We start from the raw sequence: 20,859 nt of genomic DNA, 5'->3' as shown, positions 1-20,859 counted from the left end.
GTTCCGCCACGGTCGATAGGCTTGGCCTGTGATCGATCATCCGACCGCGCAGGGAACAGCCGGGAACGGTGTCGCCGCCGGGACCGACGATGCGGCACGGTGGCAGCAGCTGCGTGCGGTGATCGACGGACCGCTGCCCGAGATCGCGCTGCGGTTCTCTCGTTTCCTCGCTGCGGATTGGCCGCATCAGGCGCTGATCATCTTCACCCGCGAATGCACCGGAAGGCCACGCAAGGTGGCCGGGGATCCGGCAATCGTCGACCGCGTCACCATCGACGAACTCGACGCGATCAAGGAAGAGGTCTCGTCCGGCGAGGTCATCACCACCTCGGTGGTCGTCGGTGGCGAGGTGCGGCCCATCCACACGGTGCGCGACGCGACCGACACCCTCCTGGTGATCATTGCGAAGCCGGGCCGCAGCGTGCTGTCCGCGCCGACGCCGGCGGCGGGTGAGCTGCTGCGGGCATGGTTCGCGATCGTCGCGACATCGATCCGTCAGCAGGTCGCGCAGGCCAGCCCGGACTACCTCGCCGAATCCCGCGCGGCGTCCAGCGAGCGTGCCCGCACGATCGCCCAGCTCACCCAGAGTCACGAGGACGCACTCACTTCGATTCTCGGTGCCCTGCGAGCCCGCGACCTCGACGATCGGACAGCGCGTGCCCGGGCGGCGGAGACTGCGTCGTCGGCGCTCATCGCGCTGCGCGCCGTCGGCGACGCGGATCGTCGACTGGCCACCGAAGAACTCGGCGTCGCGTTCGAACGGCTGCAGGCCGAGCTGACTCCCGTCGTCGAACAGCTGCACGCCGACGTCGAGTACGTGGGACCCGCGGGAGGCGGACGCACCCTGCCCGGCGAGATCGCGCACGCGGCGCGGGCGATCGTGCGTGCGGCCGTCGTCGCGTTCGGATCGCCTCGCGGCGTCTCGCGGATGCGGGTGGCATGGGAGTGCGTCACGAACGACCTCGTCGTCGACGTCCGTGACCAGGGGCCGGGCGAACTCGACGGCGAGGCGCTCGTCCGGCAGCTCACCGGGCGACTTCGGACACTCGGTGGTGAGCTCGACGTGGAGACGATCCCGGGATGGGGGTGTCGCGTGTCGGCGCGGATTCCGCTCGAGGTGTCGTCGGAACGGCCGGCCGAGGACGTCCTGTCCACGCTCAACCCCCGCGAACTCGAAGTGCTGGGGCATCTCGCGCTCGGGCGGCGGAACAAGACGATCGCGACCGAACTCGGCGTCAGCGAAAGCACCGTCAAGTTCCATGTGACGGCGATCCTGCAGAAACTGCAGGTGTCCAACCGGGGAGAGGCCGGTCTGCTGGCCGCCCGGGCCGGGATCACCGCGGAGTGAACCGACCGACCTGTACCTTCGGCTAGGTAGAACCATCCATTCGGATGGATGCATGTGTTGTCGGACGGCACAAGACTGAGACGGGTATCGGACTGTCGACGTCCGCACAGTGTCAGCTGCGCAACGTCGACTGGTCCACCAGCAATCACCGAGAGGATCGAGAAAACCGATATGTCGCAGACAGTCAAGGGAGTCATCTCACGGAGCAAGGGCGCGCCGACCGAACTGGTCGACGTGGTGATTCCCGATCCCGGACCCCGGGATGTGGTGGTGTCGATCAAGGCCTGCGGCGTCTGCCACACCGACCTCGCCTACAAACAGGGCGGTATCAACGACGAGTATCCGTTCCTGCTGGGTCACGAGGCCGCCGGGACGGTGGAGTCGGTGGGCGCCGACGTCACCCACGTCGAGGTCGGCGACTTCGTGGTGCTGAACTGGCGCGCGGTGTGCGGCCAGTGCCGTGCGTGTAAGCGGGGGCGGCCGTGGTACTGCTTCGACACATTCAACGCGAGTGTCCCGATGACCCTCGAAGACGGCACCGAGCTGACCCCGGCGCTGGGCATCGGCGCGTTCGCGGAGAAGACTCTCATCCACGAATTGCAGTGCACCAAGGTCAATCCCGAGACCGACCCCGCTGTCGCGGGCCTGCTGGGCTGCGGCGTGATGGCCGGCATCGGTGCCGCGATGAACACCGGCAACGTCGGGCGCGGTGACTCGGTGGCGGTGATCGGTTGCGGCGGTGTCGGCGATGCGGCGATTGCGGGTGCCAAGCTCGCGGGCGCGACGACGATCATCGCGATCGACCGTGACCCGGCAAAGCTGGAGTGGGCCAAGGATCTCGGCGCGACCCACACCATCAACGGGGCCGAGGTCGACGACGTCGTCACGGCGGTGCAGGACCTGACCGACGGCAACGGCGCCGATGTCGTCGTCGACGCGGTGGGCCGTCCGGAGACCTACGAGCAGGCCTTCTACGCCCGCGACCTCGCCGGAGTGGTGGTCCTCGTCGGTGTGCCGACGCCGGAGATGCGGTTGGAGATGCCGCTGCTGGACTTCTTCTCGCGCGGCGGAGCGCTCAAGTCGTCGTGGTACGGCGACTGTCTGCCGGAACGTGACTTCCCGATGCTCATCGATCTGTTCGAGCAGGGCCGGCTCCCGCTGGACAAGTTCGTGACCGAACGAGTCGGCATCAACGATGTCGAGGCGGCATTCTCCGCGATGGAGGCCGGCAAGGTGCTGCGTTCGGTGGTGGAGCTGTAATCATGGCGCTGAACATCGAAAACGTCGTCACGTCCGGACAATTCTCCCTCGACGGCGGAACCTGGGACGTCGACAACAACATCTGGATCGTCGGCGACGATTCCGAGGTCGTCATCATCGATGCCGCCCACTCGGCGAAGCCCATCCTCGATGCGGTCGGTGACCGCACGGTGAAGGCGATCGTGCTCACCCACGGGCACAACGACCACGTCACCGTCGCACCGGAGCTGTCGGAGGCCACGGGTGCACCGATCCTCCTGCACCCCGGTGACGACATGCTGTGGAACGACACCCATCCCGACGTCGCGCACGCCGATCTCGAGGACGGTCAGCAGATCGACGTCGCGGGAACCACGCTCACCATCATCAACACACCCGGCCACTCGCCCGGGTCCTCGGTGATCCATGCGCCCGAAGCGAAGGTGTTGTTCTCCGGCGACACCCTGTTCCAGGGCGGACCGGGAGCGACGGGTCGTTCGTACTCGAGCTTCCCGACCATCATCGCGTCGATCCAGGAGAAGATCTTCACGCTTGACCCGGAGACGAAGGTGTACACCGGCCACGGGGACGGCACCACGGTGGGCACCGAATCGCCTCATCTGGAGGAGTGGATCAAGCGGGGAAGCTGACCCTGTGGCATAGCCCACAACCATGCGGCCAGGTATGGACGGTCGCACGAGCAGCTGCTTGAGTTAGGTAATGCTTACCTTCCTCGAGAGTCAATCGCCGTATGCCATCAGTGCCTTCCGGATCGTCGTGGGGTTCCTGTTCTTCTGCCACGGGACGTCGACTCTGTTCGCCTGGCCGGTGGCCCCCTACAGCGGGGCCACCGCCGACTTCGCGGCGTGGCCGTCGTGGTGGGCCGGCGCGATCCAGTTCATCGGCGGCTTGATGATCATGATCGGACTCCAGACCAGGATCGCCGCCTTCATCGGGTCGGGATCGATGGCGGTGGCCTACTTCTGGAAGCATCAGCCCGATGGACTGACGCCCATCCAGAACGACGGCGACTCTGCTGCCCTGTTCTGCTGGTCGCTGCTTCTGCTGGTGTTCATCGGCTCCGGCAAGTTCGCGCTCGATGCGGTGATCGGCAAGGCCCGGTCGGCGCAGTCGACCCGGACGGAAAGTCGGGTGGCCGAACCCGTTTCGTGACGGTCCCGGGTAACGTCGGGGGAGATGGAACTGTCCCGCGTCGTCGATACATCGACGGCCGTCGCCGCCACCCGGTCGCGTAAGGCGAAGACCGCCGAACTCCGGTCGCTGCTCGATGCCGCTGCGGCCGAGGAGATCCCGACGGTGGTCGCGTGGCTCAGCGGTGTGATCCCGCAGGGGCGTCTCGGTATCGGATGGCGGTCCCTGTCCGCCCTGGCGCCGTCGCCGGCCAGCGAGGCCTCGTTGACCGTCGACGCCGTCGACGAGGCCTTCACGGGACTGGCCGGCGCCCATGGTCCGGGTTCGGTGACGCTACGGCAGCAACTCCTCGGCGATCTGTTCGGCGCCGCCACCGAATCCGAGCAGGGTTTCCTGCGTCGGCTGATGACGGGCGAACTGCGGCAGGGCGCACTGGCCGGGGTGATGGTCGACGCCATCGCCTCGGCCTCCGGGCAACCCCTCGACCTCGTCCGCCGCGCGCACATGCTCACCGGGTCGTTGCCGGAAACGGCGTCGCTCGCGGTCCATGGCGGTGCCGATGCGCTCGCCGACGTCGGACTCCGGGTAGGCCGTGCGGTGGCACCGATGTTGGCGACGCCGGCCGAGTCGCTCGCCGACGCGGTGACGACATTGGGGCCGGATCTGGTGGTGGACTTCAAACTCGACGGCGCGCGGGTGCAGGTGCATCGTCGCGATGATGACGTGTCGGTCTACACGCGCAGTCTCCGCGACATCACCTCAGCGGTACCCGACCTCGTCGCGGTGGTCCGCGAACTTCCCTGTCGGACCGTCATCCTCGACGGCGAGACCCTCAGCCTTGACGCCGACGGGCGACCGCGACCGTTCCAGGACACCATGAGTCGCTTCGGATCCGCAGGGGACCTCGACGGCGACCCGTCGGGTCTGCTGCGTCCCTTCTTCTTCGACTGCCTGCATCTCGACGGCGTCGACCTCATCGACCGGCCACTGCGCGAGCGATTGGATGCGTTGACGTCGTTGGCGCCGGAATTGCGGATACCGTCGGTCGTCAACCCGACCGTCGAACAGGCCGAACAGCACCTCGATGCGGCGCTCGCCGCCGGGCACGAAGGTGTGATGGTCAAGTCGCTCGACGGGCCGTATGCCGCCGGACGCCGCGGAAGGGCCTGGCAGAAGGTCAAACCCGTGCACACCTTCGACCTTGTGGTGCTCGGCGCGGAGTGGGGCTCGGGTCGCCGTACCGGCTTCCTGTCCAACCTGCATCTGGGTGCCCGTGACCCCGACGGCGGACCGCCGATCATGGTGGGCAAGACGTTCAAAGGGCTCACCGACAAGTTGCTGCAGTGGCAGACCGACGAGTTCCCCCGACACGAGAGCCACCGCGACTCGTACACGGTGTACCTGCATCCCCGGATCGTGGTCGAGATCGAACTCGATGGGGTACAACGCAGTTCCCGCTATCCCGGCGGGGTGGCGCTGCGGTTCGCACGGGTGGTGCGATACCGGCCCGACAAGACGGCTGGCGAGGCGGATTCGATCGAGACGATTCGAGGGTTGTTGCCGTAGGGGTTGGTTGCGGGATCTCGATACGCCCTCGCCTAGCGGCTCGGGCTACTCGATCAGCGGGAAGGGGGGCTCGGGCTACTCGATCAGCGGGTGGGGGATCTCGCGGGTCAGCTGAAGGGGAGCTCGGCGACGAACGGGCCGGTGGGCGCGGTGGAACCGCCGGGGGGCTCCACCGTGAACGCGAGGGCGGTTGCGTCTCCGAGGCCCTCGATGACCGCGGTGGTGGACGGGGCGACGTCCTCGTCGGTCATGGTGCCGGCCGACGTCTCGCCGCCCGGCCCCACCAGCCACATCTGATAGACGGTTCCGGGCTGCGGCGGCGGGACGTCGTTCATGACGAGCACGCCGGCGTCGGCGGACGGCGAGTACGTCACCGTCGCACGTCCGGTTGCCACATCGCCGGACGTCGAGCGCACGTCGCCGGCGGCGAACACCTGCTCGGCGGTCGGGGTCGGGGCGTCGTCGGAGCTGGACGCGACTCCGATGACCCAGCCGATCGCACCGATCGCCACCGCGACGACGGCGGCGGCCGCCGCGTAGAGGATGCGGCGCCGACGCTGGAGTGGGATCACTGTCGCCTCTGTCTGCTCTGACAGCTCGGGCTCCGCGGTCGGCACCTCCGGCGCTGCGGTCTCGGCGCGCGCAGCGGCGAGTACGCGGTCACGCAGCGTCTGCGGCGGTGCCATCGCGGTCACGTGGCTGACATTTGCCATCGCCTCGCGGGTTGCCGCCACCTCGTGGTGGAAGGCGTCCCGCACCTCGGGGGAGGCGGAGTCGAGCCGCTGGGTCACCTCGTCGAGTTCGGTGCCGTGCACGGCGTCGAGTCCGACGGCCGGCGCGAGATCGAGGAGTTCGTCGTCAGACATGACGATCCCCCAGACACTGACGTAGTCGCTTCAATCCGTCACGGATACGCGACTTCACGGTCGGCAACGCCACCGTGAGACGTTCGGCGACCTCCCGATAGGACAGGCCGTGATAGTAGGCGAGGTCCACCGACTGACGTTGCACCTCGCTGAGCGTATCGAGGCAGCCGGCGACCTCACGGGTGACCTCGCGAGATTCCACCGCCTCGGTCACCTCGTCGAACGTCGACCGCATGCTCTCGAGTCCGTAGGTGACGTCGCGGCGGGTCGCGGCCGATTCCGAGCGGACCCGGTCCACCGCACGGCGATGGGCCAGCGTGATCAGCCACGACAGCGCACTGCCGGCCTTCGGATCGAACGCCTGCGCCGAGCGCCAGACCTGCAGGAACACCTCTTGCGTGGTCTCTTCGCTGAAGCCGGGATCACGCAAGACCCGCAGCACCATCCCGTAGACACGGTCGCTGGTCAGGTCGTAGAAGCGTGCAAAGGCCTCGGAGTCGCCGGTCGCGATCCGATCGAGCAGAGCCGGCAGCGCGGCCACCTCGGATGCGGGATCTGCGGTCACCGCGAGCACTCGGTCGTCATCGTCGATCAGCCTAACCGGCGGGCGCCCGGCCCTCAACGACTTGGGCTCGCGCACGCGTCCCGGCGCGAGCAGCATCATGGCGTCGACGCCTTCTTCGACCGCGGGGGCAACGGCAGGAAGTAGGAGGTGCGTCGCTGATACTCGGGGTAGCCGGGCCGCTTGCTCATGGATTCCTCGAGCAGGCGGGCGCCGGTGGCGTAGACGAGGAAGTACGTCATCGCGACGGGCGACAACACGGTCAGCACCCCGGGCCAGCTACTGGCCGCGATGAGCCAGATGCCCCACCAGATGCTGGAGTCACCGAAGTAGTTCGGATGCCTCGTCCACGACCACAGGCCGCGATCCATGATCTTTCCCTTGTTGGCGGGGTCCGCCTTGAACCGACGCAACTGGGCGTCCCCGATCGCTTCGAAGGCGAATCCCAGCACCCACAGCGCGATGCCGGCGACCAGCACGATCCACCAGAGACCGGTGGTGGCGTCGGATACCGCCGACACCTGAATCGGCAGTGACACGAACCACTGTGAGATGCCCTGGGTGCCAAAGATCTTGCGCGCCACGGTGACCAGATCGGACCCGCCGGACCGTTCCAGCAACTCCGTGTAGCGGGGGTCCTCGCCCTTGCCTGCCGACTTCTGGTACATATGCCAGCTCAGCCGCAATCCCCACACGGTGACGAGGACGGCGAACAGCCACCGGCGAGTGGCATCGCCGGGACCCAGGATCAATGCGAGCCAGGCGATCCCGACGAAGCCGAGTCCCCACGCGACGTCGACCACGTTGTAGCGGCCGATGCGATGCCCGATCGCCATCGTCACGCCGTGCAGTACGACGAGGAACAGCAGGGAGGCGACCGCGATGACCGCGAACGCCGCCCACCCAGACGCGCCGGACATCATCGCCGGTCACCGTCCGTGAGGTCCTCGCGGGTGAACACCAACTGGTGGACGTCCAGATACCCGGCCCGGAAACCCGCCTCGGAGTAGGCGAGGTAGAACTCCCACATCCGGCGGAAGGTGTTGTCGAATCCCAGTGCGGCGACGTCGTCACGGCGCGCCGTGAATCGTTCGCGCCACAACCGCAACGTCTCGGCGTAATGCGCGCCCATCGCCTGCCGTTCGGTCATCCGCAGCGACGTCTGCCGGCGGGTCACCGCGTCGAGCGCCTTCAACGACGTCAACTGACCGCCCGGGAAGATGTACTTGTGCACCCAGGTGTAGGTGCTGCGGGATGCGACCATCCGGTCATGGGGCATCGTGATCGCCTGGATGGCGACCCGCCCGCCGGGGGCCAGCACGCGATCGATGGTCTGGAAGTAGACGGGCCAGTACTTCTCGCCGACGGCCTCGATCATCTCCACCGACACGACCGCGTCGTAGGTCCCCTCGACCTGGCGGTAGTCGCACAGATCGATCTGCACCCGGTCGGCGAAACCGGCCTGCGCCACCCGCTCCCGGGCCAGCGTCTGCTGCTCCGACGACAGGGTGACCGAGCGGACCGTCGCACCGCGCGCGGCGGCGCGTAGACACAACTCGCCCCAGCCGGTACCGATCTCGAGGAGTCGCGTGCCCGGACCGACGCCCGCGGCGTCGAGCAGTCGATCGACCTTGCGGCGTTGCGCCTCCGCCAGATCCGACCAGGGTGCCCGCGTGCCGGGCCCGAGGTCGGCGAAGAGTGCGCTCGAGTAGGTCATCGTCTCGTCGAGGAACACCGCGAACAGATCGTTCGACAGGTCGTAGTGCCGGGCGATGTTGCGTCGTGTGTTCGACGTCGAGTTGTCCTCCGACGACGGATGTTTCGGCAGAACGACACGACGTAGGGCCTGCAGGGGGCGCGGTACGAGGCGGGCGACCCGGGTGGCGAACGGGGTCAGCACCCCGACCAGGTCGTCGGTGGTCCAGTCGCCGGCCATGTAGGACTCGCCGAACCCGATGAGGCCGCCGGTGCCGATACGGCGGGCGAAATCCTCAGGGTGCCGGATGATCATGCGCGGCAGCACACGGTCGCCGTGATGGCCGACCACCTTGCCGTCCGGGAACTCGACCCGGACGTCGACGCCGCGGAGGGCGTGGCGGAACAGGCGGGCCGCTGCGGCACTGCGGATGGCGGTGGACCGGCCCCGTGGTGGCTGCGCGACGTCGGGCCAGCGCTCGGCCTCTGCGGGTGTCAGGACCGGGGTGGTGTCGTCGTGGTCGTCGGCGGGATGGCCGGAGATGTCACGAAGCGGAACGTTCATCGTCGTCCTTCCGGGAGTCTGTGGCGGATGCCGGGCATCCGGCGATGGTGAGGGAGTTACGGTGCTCGGGTCGGGTGATGACCGGAAGTCGCTTGAACCACAGCCGGATTCCGTGCATCCGAATCCGTGCGGACACGACCAGCGGGGCGAGGGGAGCGGTGAGCTGCGTGCGGATGATCGCAGCCGTGGTGGCCGGTCGAGCGCGGCCGGAGACCGATGCGGTGAACGGGTCCTGGCCGTCACGTTCGAGAGTGACCGACACGGCCACCGCGCCGTCGGCCGAAGGTGGCGGCACGTGCAGACGGTAGGTGCCGGCCACCTCGTTGAACGGCGACACATAGAACTCCTTGGGCACCAACGCATCACCGCGGGCATCCGGGATCACCACATAGCAGTGGCGTTCGCCGTAGGTGTTGTGCACCTCGGCGACCACGCAGGAGAGCGACCCGTCCGACTCGTGGCACCAGAACACGCTGAGCGGGTTGAACACATGGCCCGCCACACGCGGCGACAGGAGTGCGACGACGCGGCCGGACGGTGCATCGACCCCGGCGGCGGCGAGCTGTTCGTCGAGCCGACTGCGCAGGGTGTCACGAGGGTGCGCAGGTTGTGGAAAGTGGTCGGCCGCATGGAATCGCGCGAACGGTCGCAGCGGTAGCGGCACCCGTGGCGGGTGGTCGACGTCGATCAGCCAGGATGCGCTGCGGTGGGTGAAGGCGTGCCGGACGGGCGAGGTGCGGATATGCCGGATGCGGGTGTGCACCACTGCCGGGACGGCGACGTCGTCGCGGCCGGTCGGCGTGGTCACGGGCCGAAGTGTGGTGGACGGTGTGCCGGTCATACCGCCACCTCATGTGGGGTGGCCGGTTCGGTGGCCGGCCACGCGACGCCCAGGTGCTGCGCGGCCCGGGCCCCGGCGAGTGCGCCGTCCTCGTGGAATCCCCAACCGTGGTAGGCGCCGGCGAAGGCGATCCGGTCGGTGTTGGCATCCGGTAGTAGTGCCTGTGCCGCAACGGATTCGGTGGTGTAGACGGGATGTTCGTAGGTCATCTCGTCGATGATGGAACTCGGGTCGACCAGGTCGGTGCGCCCCATGGTCACGAGCATCCGGGGGTGCTCGGTGGACAGCCGCATCAGCCGGGTGAGGTCGTAGGTGACGGCGACATCGGAACCGTCGGTACGGATCTGGTAGTTCCACGATGCCCGGGCGCGGCGTGCGCGCGGCAGCAGGGAGGTATCGGTGTGCAGCACGGCGTGTTTCGCCGAGTACGAGATCTCCGACAGTGCGCGCGACTGTGTAGGGGTGGGGTCGGTGAGCATGCTGAGCGCCTGGTGCGGGTGGGTCGCGATGACGGCCGCGTCGAAGGATTCGCTGCCCGCAGAGCCGGTCGTGATCTGAACGCCTGCTTCGCCGGGCGCGACGGCCCGCACGGGGCTGCCGCGACGGATCGATCCGCCGGAGCCGACCACGCGGTCGGCGATCTTCTCCACGTAGCGGGCCGAACCGCCCACCACGGTCCGCCACGTCGGGGACCCGAACACCGACAGCATGCCGTGGTGTTCGAGGAAGGTGAAGAGGTACCGCGCCGGGTAGTCGGCGGCGCGGTCGGCGTCACAGGACCACACGGCAGCCACCAGCGGCAGGAGGAAGTTGTCGACGAAGTAGCGGGAGAACCGCTCTCGGGCGACGAACTCCGACAGCGGTTCGTCGGAGTCCGGGGTGTCGAGCAGCCGGCGGGCGCTGCGGTGGAAGCGGGTCACCTCGCGCAGCATCCAGAGGTAGCGGCCGCGGGTGAGATTGCGCGCGGTGGGGAACAGCCCGCCGACTCCGAGCGCGCCCGCATACTCCAGTCCGGTGAGCTCCGAACGCACCGACATCGACATGTCGGTGTCCTGGGTCGCGACATCCAGTTCGTCGAAGATGCGCAGCAGCGTGGGATACGTGCGGTCGTTGTGGACGATGAAGCCGGTGTCCACGCCGATCACCTGCCCGTCGGGCATCGTCACGTCGTGGGTGTGGGCGTGGCCGCCGAGACGGTCGTCGGCCTCGAAGAGGGTCACCGTGTTCTCGGCGGAGAGCAGGTGCGCGGCGGTCAGTCCGGCGACACCGCTGCCGATCACCGCGATCGAACGGGGCGAAGAGTGGCTCATGACCGGTGTTCGGTACCGCACCCCGATCGGATGGGTCGGCACGGCTGTGATGTGACGCAGAACCGACCGGTCTGTTCATGGTGTCGTCAATAGGTGGCGCGCTGCACCGGCGCACCACCGGACACGATGTCCTGATCGGTGGACACGATCTTTGCGCCGAGCGGGAGCAACGACACGGGCACCATCTTGAAGCTGGCGATTCCGAGCGGGATGCCGATGATGGTGATGCACATCGCAAGTCCGGTGACGATGTGTCCGATGGCGAGCCAGATCCCCGCGACGATCAGCCAGATGACGTTGCCGATCAGGGACATCGCGCCCGCCGTCGGCTTGCGGACCACGGTGCGGCCGAACGGCCACAGCGCGTAGTTCGCCATCCGGAAGGAGGCGATTCCGAACGGGATGGTGATGATCAGAATGCAGCAGATGATCCCGGCCACCACGTAGCCGATCGCCATCCACAACCCACACAGCAACAGCCAGATCACGTTCAGGATCGTCTTCATGCAGCCATTGTCCGCCACTGTCGGCACGGCGTCGAGCACTGGGAAACCGTTACCCTGTCGCCATGGCCGACCGGGGACGCGAAGTGGTGTGGGCGGTGCTGACCACCCTCGTCCTCGTCGTCCGCATGCTGGCCACCATCGCCCTCGTCCTGCTCGCGATCGGCTGGGCGGTCGTCTCCGTCCGCGACTCGATGGACAACGATTTCCTGTGGCCGGCACTGATCACCGGTGCGGTGCTCCTGGTGAGCACCTACCTGTACAGCCTGTTGCGTGCCCGCTATCCGCGGCGCAACGGGTGGATTCCCTGAATTCAGGTCACGCCGACCGGCCGAGCTTGGCCAGCAGTCGCGTCTGTCGGTCCGCATCAGCGGGAACGTCGACGCCGGACTTGCACACGCCCTCCCCGTAGAGCGCCGGACCGAACCCGTCGGCGGCGGTCTCCATCAGCGACAGCTCGTCGTCGGTGAACCGGACGTCGTTGCCGACGGCGGTCGCCACATCCCACCGGTGCGCCACCATGTCGAAGCCGTAGAACCGCATGAGGGTCTCGCCGACGGTGGTGGGTCCGAAGTGGCCGTCGAAGGGCGTGGCGCCGACCGCGGGATCGGCGAGTCGGTCGGCGACGACGTCGCTGTGCGTCCGCCACGCGGCTGCCGGATCATCGAGACCGGGTCGGGGACCGAGGTCGATCCTGTGTGTCGTGAAGAAGTCGCGCTGGGTGTCGATGACGTGCGCGACGACGTCGCGCGCGGTCCAGCCGTCACACGGGGATGGCGACGACCAGCGGTCGGCCGGTGCCGCGTCGAGGACAGCGCCGAAGCCGTCGGCCAACGAGCGGTACCGACTGCTCACGTCGGTGTTCATAGCGGGTGCGGTGTCAGATGAAGTGGTCATGATGGAAACGTAACGAGACCGACCGGAGCGGGGATTGATGAAATCCGACAGATCAGCCGGGCAGGCCGGCGACCGGCTCGACGACGTGGAACGGGCCCACCTCGTCGATCCGGCCGACACGTCATTCGCCATCGGGCGGTGGGCGGCGTCCCCCGACCTGACCGACCTGATCCGGCGGTTCTGGGTGCCGGTGTGGTCGGTGCCGGCCGGTGCCGAGGCTCCCCAGCGGGTGCTGCAGTACCCGGTGTGTCTGGTGGTGGTGACCGCCGAGTACGCGCGGTTCTACGGCGTGGCCACCGGTCTGTCGGAGACTGTTCTGACGGGTCGAGGCTGGGCGATCGGCACCATGCTGTCGCCGGCGGCGGGCGGTCTGATCGTGGGCGGACCGGTCGCCGACTGGACCGATCGTTTCGGGACCTTGCCGGAGGTGGCGGGGACCGCGGGTGCCGTCCTCACCGACGACATCCGGTCGGTCATGTCGGCCGATCCGCTCGACGAGTCGAATCAACGCGCGGCGACCGACCTGGTGGAGACGTGGATGCGGGGATATCTGCCGGTCGATGATGACGGAATGCTGGTCAACGGCATCGTCGAGTTCGTCGAGAGCGACCCGTCGGTGACCTCGGTGACGCAGATCTGCGATCGATTCCACGTCACCGAGCGAACTCTGCAGCGCCTCACCCACCGACGTCTCGGCCTCACCCCGAAGTGGCTGATCCAGCGGCGTCGCCTGCAGGAGGCCGCCGGGCGGCTGCGGTCGGCCGACACCACCCTCGCGCTGATCGCCGCCGAACTGGGTTACGCCGACGAGGCCCATCTGGTGCGCGATTTCCGGGCGGTCACCGGGATGACGCCGGGGCAGTTCGCCTCGCGATTCGCGTAGCGGAACAACCAGCGCGCTAGGGTTGCTGGACGGGGGTCGTGTTGCTCCGATCACATCAGGCGCGGCACGCACAGATACCGGGGCCACACGAGGCACACGACGGAGGACCGATGAGCGATATCGCGTCGTCGTCTTCGCGTGTTCGACAGGCCTACGAAGACTTTCTGTCCGGGGTCGCCCCACCAGCGGATTCCGTCCGGTCGCTGGTGCGGGACTCGTGGGCGAGGTCGCTCGAACGGGGCGTCGACCCCGGTGAGGCGATGCCCGACGCCGTGTCGATGACCGCGGCCGAGTTCGCCGAGTACCGCGCCGCACATCCCATCACCGCGGTCCGCCCGTTGGTCCAGTCGCTCATGCTCGACGACATCGCCGACACCGGCGTCGTCGTCGCGCTCACCGACCAGGTGGGCCGGCTGCTCTGGGTCGAAGGCGCCACCGACGCGCGCGACAAGGCCGCCGACATCAACTTCGTCGAGGGCTCGATGTGGAGCGAGGACATCGTCGGGACCAATGCCCCGGGACTCGCGCTCGCCGTCGACCGCGGCGTGCAGGTGGTGGGACCGGAGCATTTCGCCGGACCGGTACAGCAGTGGAGTTGCGCCGCTGCCCCGGTCCACGACCCGACGACCGGTCACGTCATCGGCGTGGTCGATGTGACCGGTGGGCGTGAGGTCGCCGCGCCGTTTGCGCTGGCCGCGGTCCGGTCGGTGGTGGCTGCGGTGGAGCGGGAACTACGTTCTCGTGCAGTTGATCTGGGTGATCCGGCGACGTTCTCCGGGGCCGCGGACGCGCGGCTGTCCGTGCTCGGTGGCTCGTCGTACACCTGGCGTCGGGCGGGCGACTCGGCTCGTGGTCTCTCGCGACGTCACGCCGAGATCCTGCTGCTCCTGGAGGCCTACCCGGAGGGTCTCAACACCGAACAACTGGCCCTGTTGCTCGCCGAGGACGGGATCGACCCGGTCACGGTGCGAGCCGAGATCTCCCGGCTGCGAAGGGACTTGGGTACCGATGTGGTGGCGTCTCGCCCGTACCGGCTGACCGCGCAGATGTCGTCCGATGTGTCCGAACTGCGGAAGCAGGTGGGGGCAGGGTCCGAGTTGACGGCCGCTGTCGACGTTCTGGGTCGCGGCGGTCTGCTGGCCGAGTCGTCGGCCCCGGGGGTGGTGGAGTTGTTCGAGGAGATCCGGGAGGATCTCCGCTCGCGCATCATCGCCGACGGTGACATCGCGGCGCTGCGGAAGTGGACGTCGTCGGCGCACGGCCGCGACGACCTGGTCGCCTGGCGTCGGCTCGAACACCGTCTGCCGTCCGGCCATCCGGACCGAGCCGTCGTCGGCGGGCGTATTCGCCTGCTGGACAAGCGGTACGGGGTGTAGCGCTCAGGCGTCGCGCTGTGCGTGTAGCACCACGTCGTGTGTGTGGGCGCCGCCGCCCGCGGCCACACCGCGTTCGCGGGTCTCGTCGGTGAGCACCGTCCAGCCGGCGCCGAGTAGCGCCGCGACGTCGGCGGGCTGGAAGTAGTCGTCCGGGTTGCGGCCATGAGCGCGGATGCCCTCGGCCTCGTGGGACACCATCAGCAGCCGCCCGCCCGGCCCGACCGCGTCGATGATGCGGCGCATCGTGGTCTCGTCGGACCGAGGCACGGGGAAGTATTGCAACGACACCAGGCCGAAGTCGCGGCCCGGGATCGCGTCGGTGGTGAGGTCGGCCTGCAGCCACGTGGTCGACTCGCGCGGGTCCATCTCACGGGCCCGGTCGATCGCCACCTGTGAGATGTCGATCGCGAGCACCTGCCAGCCGTGGTCGGCGAGCCAGCGCGCGTCGGCCCCCTCACCGGAGCCGACGTCCAGGGCGGTGCCGGGCGCGACGTCGGAGATCTCCGCGATCAGTGCCGGGTTGACGTCCGCGGTCCACAGTCGATCGGAGCTGCTGTAGCGCTCGTCCCATTCGTTGGCGCCGTCGAAGTCTTTGTGCTCACCCATGCCTTCGACCGTACTTGTCGGAGATCCATGCGAACATACGTTCTATGCGCATCGAGCGTAAGGAGAGGTCGGAGGCGACGATCCTGCATGCCGATCTGGACTCCTTCTACGCCTCGGTGGAGCAGCGGGACGATCCCCGGCTGCGCGGCCGGCCGGTCATCGTCGGCGGCGGTGTGGTGCTCGCGGCCAGTTACGAAGCGAAGGCGCGCGGCGTGCGAACTCCGATGCCGGGCCGGGAGGCGCGGGCGTTGTGTCCCGATGCCATCGAGGTGCGGCCCCGGTTCGACGCCTACATGGAGGCCAGCCGGGCGGTGTTCGAGATCTTCGACGACATCACGCCCGTCGTCGAGGGCATCTCCGTCGACGAGGCATTCATGGACGTCGGCGGGCTTGGCCGCATCAGCGGGTCGCCGGTCCAGATCGGCGCCCGCCTGCGGGACCGGGTCGCCACCGAGGTGGGGCTGCCCATCACGGTCGGCATCGCCCGCACCAAGTTCCTCGCCAAGGTCGCCAGCGCGGTCGCCAAGCCCGACGGGCTCCTCGAAGTGGCCCCCGGTACCGAGATCGACTTCCTGCATCCGTTGCCGGTGCGGCGACTGTGGGGAGTCGGCGCGATCACGGAGGCCAAACTCGCCGATGCGGGCATCCGTACCGTCGGCGACCTCGCGTCCTTCGGCGAACACTCCCTGTGCGGCCTGCTCGGTAGGGGTTCCGGCCGCCATCTGTACGCGCTGTCGATGGCCCGTGACCCGCGGCGGGTGGAGACCGGGCGTCGGCGTCGATCGATCGGATCGCAGCGTGCCCTGGGTCGGCGCCCCAAGAACGAGGCCGACATCGAGGCGACGCTGGTCGCGATCGTCGAACGTCTCGGCAAGCGTTTGCGTGGCGCCGAACGGGTGTGCCGGACCGTGGTTCTGCGGCTGAGGTTCGACGACTTCAGCCGCGCCACCCGGTCGCGGTCCTTTCTCGAACCGACCGACCGCACCGACATCATCATGGCCGTGGCCCGCGGTCTGCTCGACGACGCGATGCCACTGATCCGGGACCAGGGGTGCACGCTCATCGGGTTGTCGCTCACCAATCTCGACGACCGCGACAGTGTGCAACTGAGCCTGCCGTTCGAATCCGATCACGCCGCCGACCTCGACATCGCGATGGACGCGCTGCGCAACCGGTTCGGGCGCGACGCGGTGACCAGAGCGGTCCTCGTCGGCCGCCACCATGGCGACGACGCGCCGATGCTGCCGGACTGAGCCGCCCTCGCTGACCTTCCCGCTGAGCTTTCCCGCTGATCGAGTAGCGGGCGAGCGACAGCGAGAACGCGTATCGAGATTCCCTGCACCGCACTAGATCTCGATACGGCTCCTCGCTGCCGCTCGTCACCTACTCGATCAGCGGGGGGTGGGGCCCGCTACTCGATAGCGGCTGGACACCCCTGCGCAAAACGCGCAAAAGACGACTTATGAGCACAACAGTGACTGTGACGCCGGTTACCCGAAGACTGCTCCTGTAACGGCCGATACGCCCCGACTGCGGCGCACCCCGGGCCGTCCCCCACGCAGAAAGAGCACGGCAATGTTGGTAGCACTCGGCCTCGGAATGGTGGCCACCTTCATGTTCCTGATCATCACCAAACGGGCGACACCGGTGGTCGCCCTGATCCTGGTGCCGGTGGCGTTCGGCCTGTTCGCGGGCGCCGGCCTCGACATCAGCGACATGATCATAGGCGGCGTCGAGGACCTCGCCCCGACCGCGGCGATGCTGTTCTTCGCGATCATCTTCTTCGGGATCATGATCGACGTCGGCCTCTTCGACCCGATCATCCGGGTCATCGTGCGCGCGGTCCGCAACGACCCGGCCCGGCTGGTTGTCGGTACCGCAGTGCTCGCGATGCTGATCTCGCTCGACGGCGACGGCTCGACGACGTTCATCGTCACCACCGCCGCAATGCTGCCGTTGTACCTGAAACTCGGTGTGAGCCCGGTCGTCCTGACCGTCGTCGCCGGCCTGGCCAACGGCACCATGAACATCCTGCCGTGGGGCGGCCCCACCGCCCGTGCGGCCAGCGCGCTCGGTCTCGACACCAATTCGGTCTTCCTGCCGATGGTTCCGGCGCTCGCCGCGGGCCTGGTGGTGGTCCTGCTGTTCGCCTTCCACCTCGGTGTGCTGGAACGTCGTCGCATCGGACAGATCGAGATCAAGGAATCGTTGCTGATGCCCCGCGACGAGGTGTTGGTGGCGGCCGGCGGATCGGGCACCGACGTCCCGCCCCGCAGCCGCCGCTTCGGCGGGAGCTCCTCGGCCACAGGCGGTTCCGCCGACGGTCCCGACAACTCCGGCCCGTCCACGCGCGACCTCCCGGCCGCCGGTGACGCCAACGACGACGACCCGGCCGCGTCCGCATTCACCGGAATCCTCGACCCGAATCGGAAAACACTGCGGCCCAAACTGTTCTGGGTGAACGCCGGCCTGACCATCGCCCTGCTGGCCGTTCTGGGCCTCGACATCGTCTCCATCCCGGTGCTGTTCATGATCGCCGCCGGTATCGCGTTGGCCGTCAACTTCCCGCACCTGAAGGATCAGCAGGAGGCCATCACCCGGCACTCGTCGAGCATCGTGTCCGTGGTGGCGATGGTGCTCGCGGCGGCGGTGCTGACCGGCGTGTTCAGTGGCACCGGCATGGTCGACGCCATCGCCCGCTGGCTGGCCTCCGGCATCCCCGACTGGATGGGCCCGCACATGGCCGTCGTCATCGGAATCCTGTCGATCCCGCTGACCTTCCTGATGAGCAACGACGCCTTCTACTTCGGCGTGCTGCCGGTGTTGTCGGAGACGGCGACCCGCTACGGCATCGATCCCGCCGAGATGGCCCGGGCATCCATCACCGGACAGCCGTTCCACATGCAGAGCCCGCTGGTCCCGGCGATCCTGCTGCTCGTCGCGCTGGCCGGGGTCGGACTGGCCGATCACCACAAGAAGGTGCTGTGGCGGGCGGCCGCGGTGTCGCTCGTGATGCTGGGTGTCGGCTGCCTGATCGGCGCGATCCCGTTCTGATCTGACGCACTGCACCGGCGAATAGGCTGGCCGTATGCGCTTGCGAACGCAGGTACTGCTCCTGCAACTCGCGGTCATCGCGGTCAGCCTTGCCGTCGGTTTCGGGCTGGTGATCTCCGGCGCCGACGACCGCGTCCGCGACGAATACGCGCAGCGTGCGCTCGCCATCGCCCAGTCGGTAGCCGCCGACGCGACGGTCGCCGACGAGGTGGCGGCCCGGCAGGGTGGCAACCTCGACCCGGCCGAGCTGGCGGCCGGTCCACTCCAGACCGAGGCGAACGCGGTCCGCGACCGCACCGGCGCCTTGTTCGTGGTCATCGGCAACACGGCCGGTCTTCGCCTGGCGCATCCCGAAGACGACCAGCTCGGCGACCCGGTGTCGACCGATCCGTCCGCCGCGTTGGCCGGTGCGGAGGAGGTCACCACCGACCGCGGCACGCTGGGTGAATCGGTGCGGGCCAAGGTCCCGGTCGTCGACGACGGGCAGGTCGTCGGATTCGTCAGCGTCGGGGTCTCCACCGAACGTCTGGCCACCGAGACACGCCGCGACGTCGTCGCGACCGGCATTATCGCGGCGGCTGCGCTGGGGGTCGGCGCGCTCGGCTCGATGCTGCTCGCCCGCCGCTGGCGGCGGTTGACCCTCGGGTTGGAACCTGACGAGCTCACCGAATTGGTGCGTGAACAAGGCGCGGTGCTGCACTCGATCGCCGACGGTGTGCTCGCGGTCGACAGCGACGGAGTCGTGCGGGTCGCCAACGACACCGCCCGCCGCCTCCTCGACGTCTCCGACCCGATCGGCGCCCGCGTCGACGACCTCGACCTGAGCCCACGTATCCGCGGTGTCCTCGCCCGGCCGACCGCCGATCCGATCGCCGCGGGCATCGGGGACAGGGTGGTACTGGTCAGCTCGCACACCGTCGAAGCCGACGGCCGCGACCTCGGCATGGTGCTCTCGGTGGTCGACCGCACCGATGTGGAGCGCCTGACCCGCGAGGTCGACTCGATCCGGGCGATGAGTACCGCGCTGCGGGCGCACCGCCACGAGACCGCCAACCGCATGCATGTTCTCGCCGGTCTGCTGCGGCACGGCCACACCGACGAAGCCCTCGAGTACCTGGACGAACTGGGCGGCGGCGGGCCGCAGGGGGCGCTGCTCGACGGCCTCGACAACGTCGGCGAGCCGCATCTGCAGGCGTTTCTCGACGCCAAGGCCGCCCACGCGCGCGAACGCGCCACAACACTGACGCTCGGGGACCAGACCTGGGTGCAGGGCAGCTTGCGCGACCCGGTGATGGCGACGACCGTTGTGGGTAACCTCGTCGACAATGCCATCGACGCGTGTGCCCACACCGGCACCGGCCACACCGGTCCCGATCGGCCCGGGTCCGTCGAGGTCGAGGTGATCACCGACGGTGACGACCTGTTGATCAGCGTCGCCGACTCGGGTCCGGGAATCGCGTTCGACGACCCGGACGAGATCTTCGCCGAGGGCGTCACCACCAAGACCGATCCCACCGTGCCGGGCGGACGGGGTATGGGTCTCGCGCTGTCGCGACAACTCGTCCGACGCATCGGTGGGGACATCTGGGTCGCCGACCCGGGTGGCGACGGCGCGGGCGCGGTGCTGGTGGCGCGACTGCCCGGGGTGATGGATGCGTCGGAAGGAGAGATCAGGTGACCGACGAGCTGGGTGTCCTGATCGTCGACGACGACTTCCGGGTCGCCGCACTGCACGCGAGCATCGTCGACGCCGTGCGGGGCTTTCGGGTCCTCGACCGGGCCGGCAGCATCGCCGCGGCGCGCGCAGCGCTGGCCAATCACGGCAGCGACATCGACCTGGCGCTGCTCGACGTGTACCTGCCGGACGGATCCGGCATCGATCTGGTCGGCGAACTGCCCTGTGACACTTTCATCGTCGGTGCCGAGACCGACGCCGGTGCCGTGCGGGCCGCGATGCGTGCCGGCGCGCTGGCCTACATGATCAAGCCGTTCGACGACACCGAACTCGCCCGCCGGCTCGCCGGATATGCGCAGTACCGACGGGTGCTCGCCGCCGACGTCGTCGACCAACATGCCGTCGATTCGGCGTTGTCGGCGTTGCGATTCGGCGGTCGGGGATCGGATCGGGCGGAGACCGGCTCGCACACCGAGCAGCGCATCTTGGAACTGTTCGCCGAGTCCGAGGGGCCGATGTTCGCCGACCAGGTGTCCTCGGCGGTCGGGGTGTCACCCGCCACCGCACGCCGGCACCTCGCCCACCTCGTGTCCACGGGGCGGCTCGCCATGTCGCTGCAGTACGGCACCACGGGACGACCCAGGCAGGAGTACCGACTCGCCCGGTGACTGCCGGCCCACAGCATCGCCCCCGCCGACGGATTAACGTTCTATCTCGGATG

Annotated in this window: 21 protein-coding genes; 12 read left to right on the top strand and 9 right to left on the bottom strand. The window is 68.4% G+C overall.

Annotated features, from left to right (window positions below; translation table 11 throughout):
• The first annotated feature begins 28 nt into the window (after positions 1-28).
• From VZC37_RS15225 to VZC37_RS15205, 5 genes are all read left to right on the top strand, one after another.
• A complete protein-coding gene (locus VZC37_RS15225) occupies positions 29-1,348 on the top strand; it encodes a response regulator transcription factor (protein ID WP_431309421.1) in 1,320 nt (439 codons plus the stop codon).
• A gap of 171 nt (positions 1,349-1,519) precedes the next feature.
• On the top strand, positions 1,520-2,608 hold the full coding sequence (locus tag VZC37_RS15220; protein ID WP_330433408.1) for an S-(hydroxymethyl)mycothiol dehydrogenase: 1,089 nt from the start codon (positions 1,520-1,522) through the stop codon (positions 2,606-2,608).
• A gap of 2 nt (positions 2,609-2,610) precedes the next feature.
• Complete coding sequence (locus VZC37_RS15215) at positions 2,611-3,237, top strand: MBL fold metallo-hydrolase (protein ID WP_431309420.1); 627 nt, start codon at positions 2,611-2,613, stop codon at positions 3,235-3,237.
• 70 nt (positions 3,238-3,307) lie between these two features.
• Positions 3,308-3,760: a DoxX family protein gene (locus VZC37_RS15210; protein WP_330433407.1), complete on the top strand. Its 453-nt coding sequence runs from the start codon at positions 3,308-3,310 to the stop codon at positions 3,758-3,760.
• Positions 3,761-3,784: 24 nt separating this feature from the next.
• Positions 3,785-5,305, top strand: coding sequence for an ATP-dependent DNA ligase (locus VZC37_RS15205; RefSeq protein WP_330433406.1), 1,521 nt, complete (start codon positions 3,785-3,787; stop codon positions 5,303-5,305).
• A gap of 107 nt (positions 5,306-5,412) precedes the next feature.
• Here the strand turns inward: VZC37_RS15205 and VZC37_RS15200 are convergent, their stop codons facing one another.
• From VZC37_RS15200 to VZC37_RS15170, 7 genes are all read right to left on the bottom strand, one after another.
• Positions 5,413-6,171 (bottom strand): anti-sigma factor, encoded by a 759-nt coding sequence (locus VZC37_RS15200; RefSeq protein ID WP_330433405.1) that lies wholly within the window; start codon positions 6,169-6,171, stop codon positions 5,413-5,415.
• A complete protein-coding gene (sigK, locus tag VZC37_RS15195) occupies positions 6,164-6,835 on the bottom strand; it encodes an ECF RNA polymerase sigma factor SigK (RefSeq protein WP_431309419.1) in 672 nt (223 codons plus the stop codon). The genes VZC37_RS15200 and sigK overlap by 8 nt, the downstream gene beginning before the upstream one ends.
• Positions 6,832-7,653 carry a DUF1295 domain-containing protein gene (locus VZC37_RS15190; RefSeq protein WP_330433404.1) on the bottom strand — a complete coding sequence of 274 codons (822 nt, stop codon included), beginning with the start codon at positions 7,651-7,653 and terminating at the stop codon, positions 6,832-6,834. The genes sigK and VZC37_RS15190 overlap by 4 nt, the downstream gene beginning before the upstream one ends.
• Positions 7,653-8,993, bottom strand: coding sequence for a class I SAM-dependent methyltransferase (locus tag VZC37_RS15185; protein ID WP_330433403.1), 1,341 nt, complete (start codon positions 8,991-8,993; stop codon positions 7,653-7,655). Before VZC37_RS15185 ends, VZC37_RS15190 begins: the two co-directional genes overlap by 1 nt.
• A complete protein-coding gene (locus VZC37_RS15180; protein WP_431309418.1) occupies positions 8,974-9,801 on the bottom strand; it encodes a DUF1365 domain-containing protein in 828 nt (275 codons plus the stop codon). The genes VZC37_RS15185 and VZC37_RS15180 overlap by 20 nt, the downstream gene beginning before the upstream one ends.
• 29 nt (positions 9,802-9,830) lie before the next feature.
• Positions 9,831-11,144, bottom strand: coding sequence for an NAD(P)/FAD-dependent oxidoreductase (locus tag VZC37_RS15175; protein ID WP_330433401.1), 1,314 nt, complete (start codon positions 11,142-11,144; stop codon positions 9,831-9,833).
• Positions 11,145-11,230: 86 nt separating this feature from the next.
• The gene (locus tag VZC37_RS15170) at positions 11,231-11,650 is read right to left on the bottom strand and encodes a YccF domain-containing protein (protein WP_330433400.1); all 420 of its coding nucleotides are present in this window, start codon (positions 11,648-11,650) and stop codon (positions 11,231-11,233) included.
• A 62-nt stretch (positions 11,651-11,712) separates the two neighbouring features.
• On the opposite strand from VZC37_RS15170, the gene VZC37_RS15165 reads away from it, so the two are divergent.
• Positions 11,713-11,958, top strand: coding sequence for a hypothetical protein (locus tag VZC37_RS15165; RefSeq protein WP_330433399.1), 246 nt, complete (start codon positions 11,713-11,715; stop codon positions 11,956-11,958).
• 7 nt (positions 11,959-11,965) lie between these two features.
• On the opposite strand, the gene VZC37_RS15160 is transcribed toward VZC37_RS15165, so the two are convergent.
• Positions 11,966-12,544 (bottom strand): TIGR03086 family metal-binding protein, encoded by a 579-nt coding sequence (locus VZC37_RS15160; RefSeq protein WP_330433398.1) that lies wholly within the window; start codon positions 12,542-12,544, stop codon positions 11,966-11,968.
• Positions 12,545-12,581: 37 nt separating this feature from the next.
• Here VZC37_RS15160 and VZC37_RS15155 point away from each other — a divergent pair, with 37 nt between their 5' ends.
• Together VZC37_RS15155 and VZC37_RS15150 are read left to right on the top strand one after the other, a co-directional pair.
• Positions 12,582-13,427: a helix-turn-helix domain-containing protein gene (locus tag VZC37_RS15155; protein WP_330433397.1), complete on the top strand. Its 846-nt coding sequence runs from the start codon at positions 12,582-12,584 to the stop codon at positions 13,425-13,427.
• A 110-nt stretch (positions 13,428-13,537) separates the two neighbouring features.
• Positions 13,538-14,803: a GAF domain-containing protein gene (locus VZC37_RS15150; RefSeq protein ID WP_330433396.1), complete on the top strand. Its 1,266-nt coding sequence runs from the start codon at positions 13,538-13,540 to the stop codon at positions 14,801-14,803.
• 3 nt (positions 14,804-14,806) lie between these two features.
• On the opposite strand, the gene VZC37_RS15145 is transcribed toward VZC37_RS15150, so the two are convergent.
• Complete coding sequence (locus VZC37_RS15145) at positions 14,807-15,409, bottom strand: class I SAM-dependent methyltransferase (protein WP_330433395.1); 603 nt, start codon at positions 15,407-15,409, stop codon at positions 14,807-14,809.
• Between the two features lie 44 nt (positions 15,410-15,453).
• Here VZC37_RS15145 and dinB point away from each other — a divergent pair, with 44 nt between their 5' ends.
• The 4 genes from dinB (at position 15,454) to VZC37_RS15125 (ending at position 20,806) form a co-directional block, all read left to right on the top strand.
• On the top strand, positions 15,454-16,662 hold the full coding sequence (dinB, locus tag VZC37_RS15140; RefSeq protein WP_330433394.1) for a DNA polymerase IV: 1,209 nt from the start codon (positions 15,454-15,456) through the stop codon (positions 16,660-16,662).
• Positions 16,663-16,984: 322 nt separating this feature from the next.
• Entirely contained in the window at positions 16,985-18,463 is a 1,479-nt protein-coding gene (locus VZC37_RS15135) for a CitMHS family transporter (protein WP_330433393.1), read from the top strand.
• Between the two features lie 34 nt (positions 18,464-18,497).
• Positions 18,498-20,141 (top strand): sensor histidine kinase, encoded by a 1,644-nt coding sequence (locus tag VZC37_RS15130; protein ID WP_330433392.1) that lies wholly within the window; start codon positions 18,498-18,500, stop codon positions 20,139-20,141.
• Positions 20,138-20,806: a response regulator gene (locus tag VZC37_RS15125; RefSeq protein ID WP_330433391.1), complete on the top strand. Its 669-nt coding sequence runs from the start codon at positions 20,138-20,140 to the stop codon at positions 20,804-20,806. The genes VZC37_RS15130 and VZC37_RS15125 overlap by 4 nt, the downstream gene beginning before the upstream one ends.
• Positions 20,807-20,859 lie beyond the last annotated feature (53 nt).

This window comes from Gordonia sesuvii, from assembly GCF_036350415.1.
In the GTDB taxonomy this organism is placed as follows: Bacteria; Actinomycetota; Actinomycetes; order Mycobacteriales; family Mycobacteriaceae; genus Gordonia; species Gordonia sesuvii.
The sequence above is the reverse complement of the archived record's forward strand: the minus strand, read 5'-3'. Positions and strand labels throughout refer to the sequence as shown.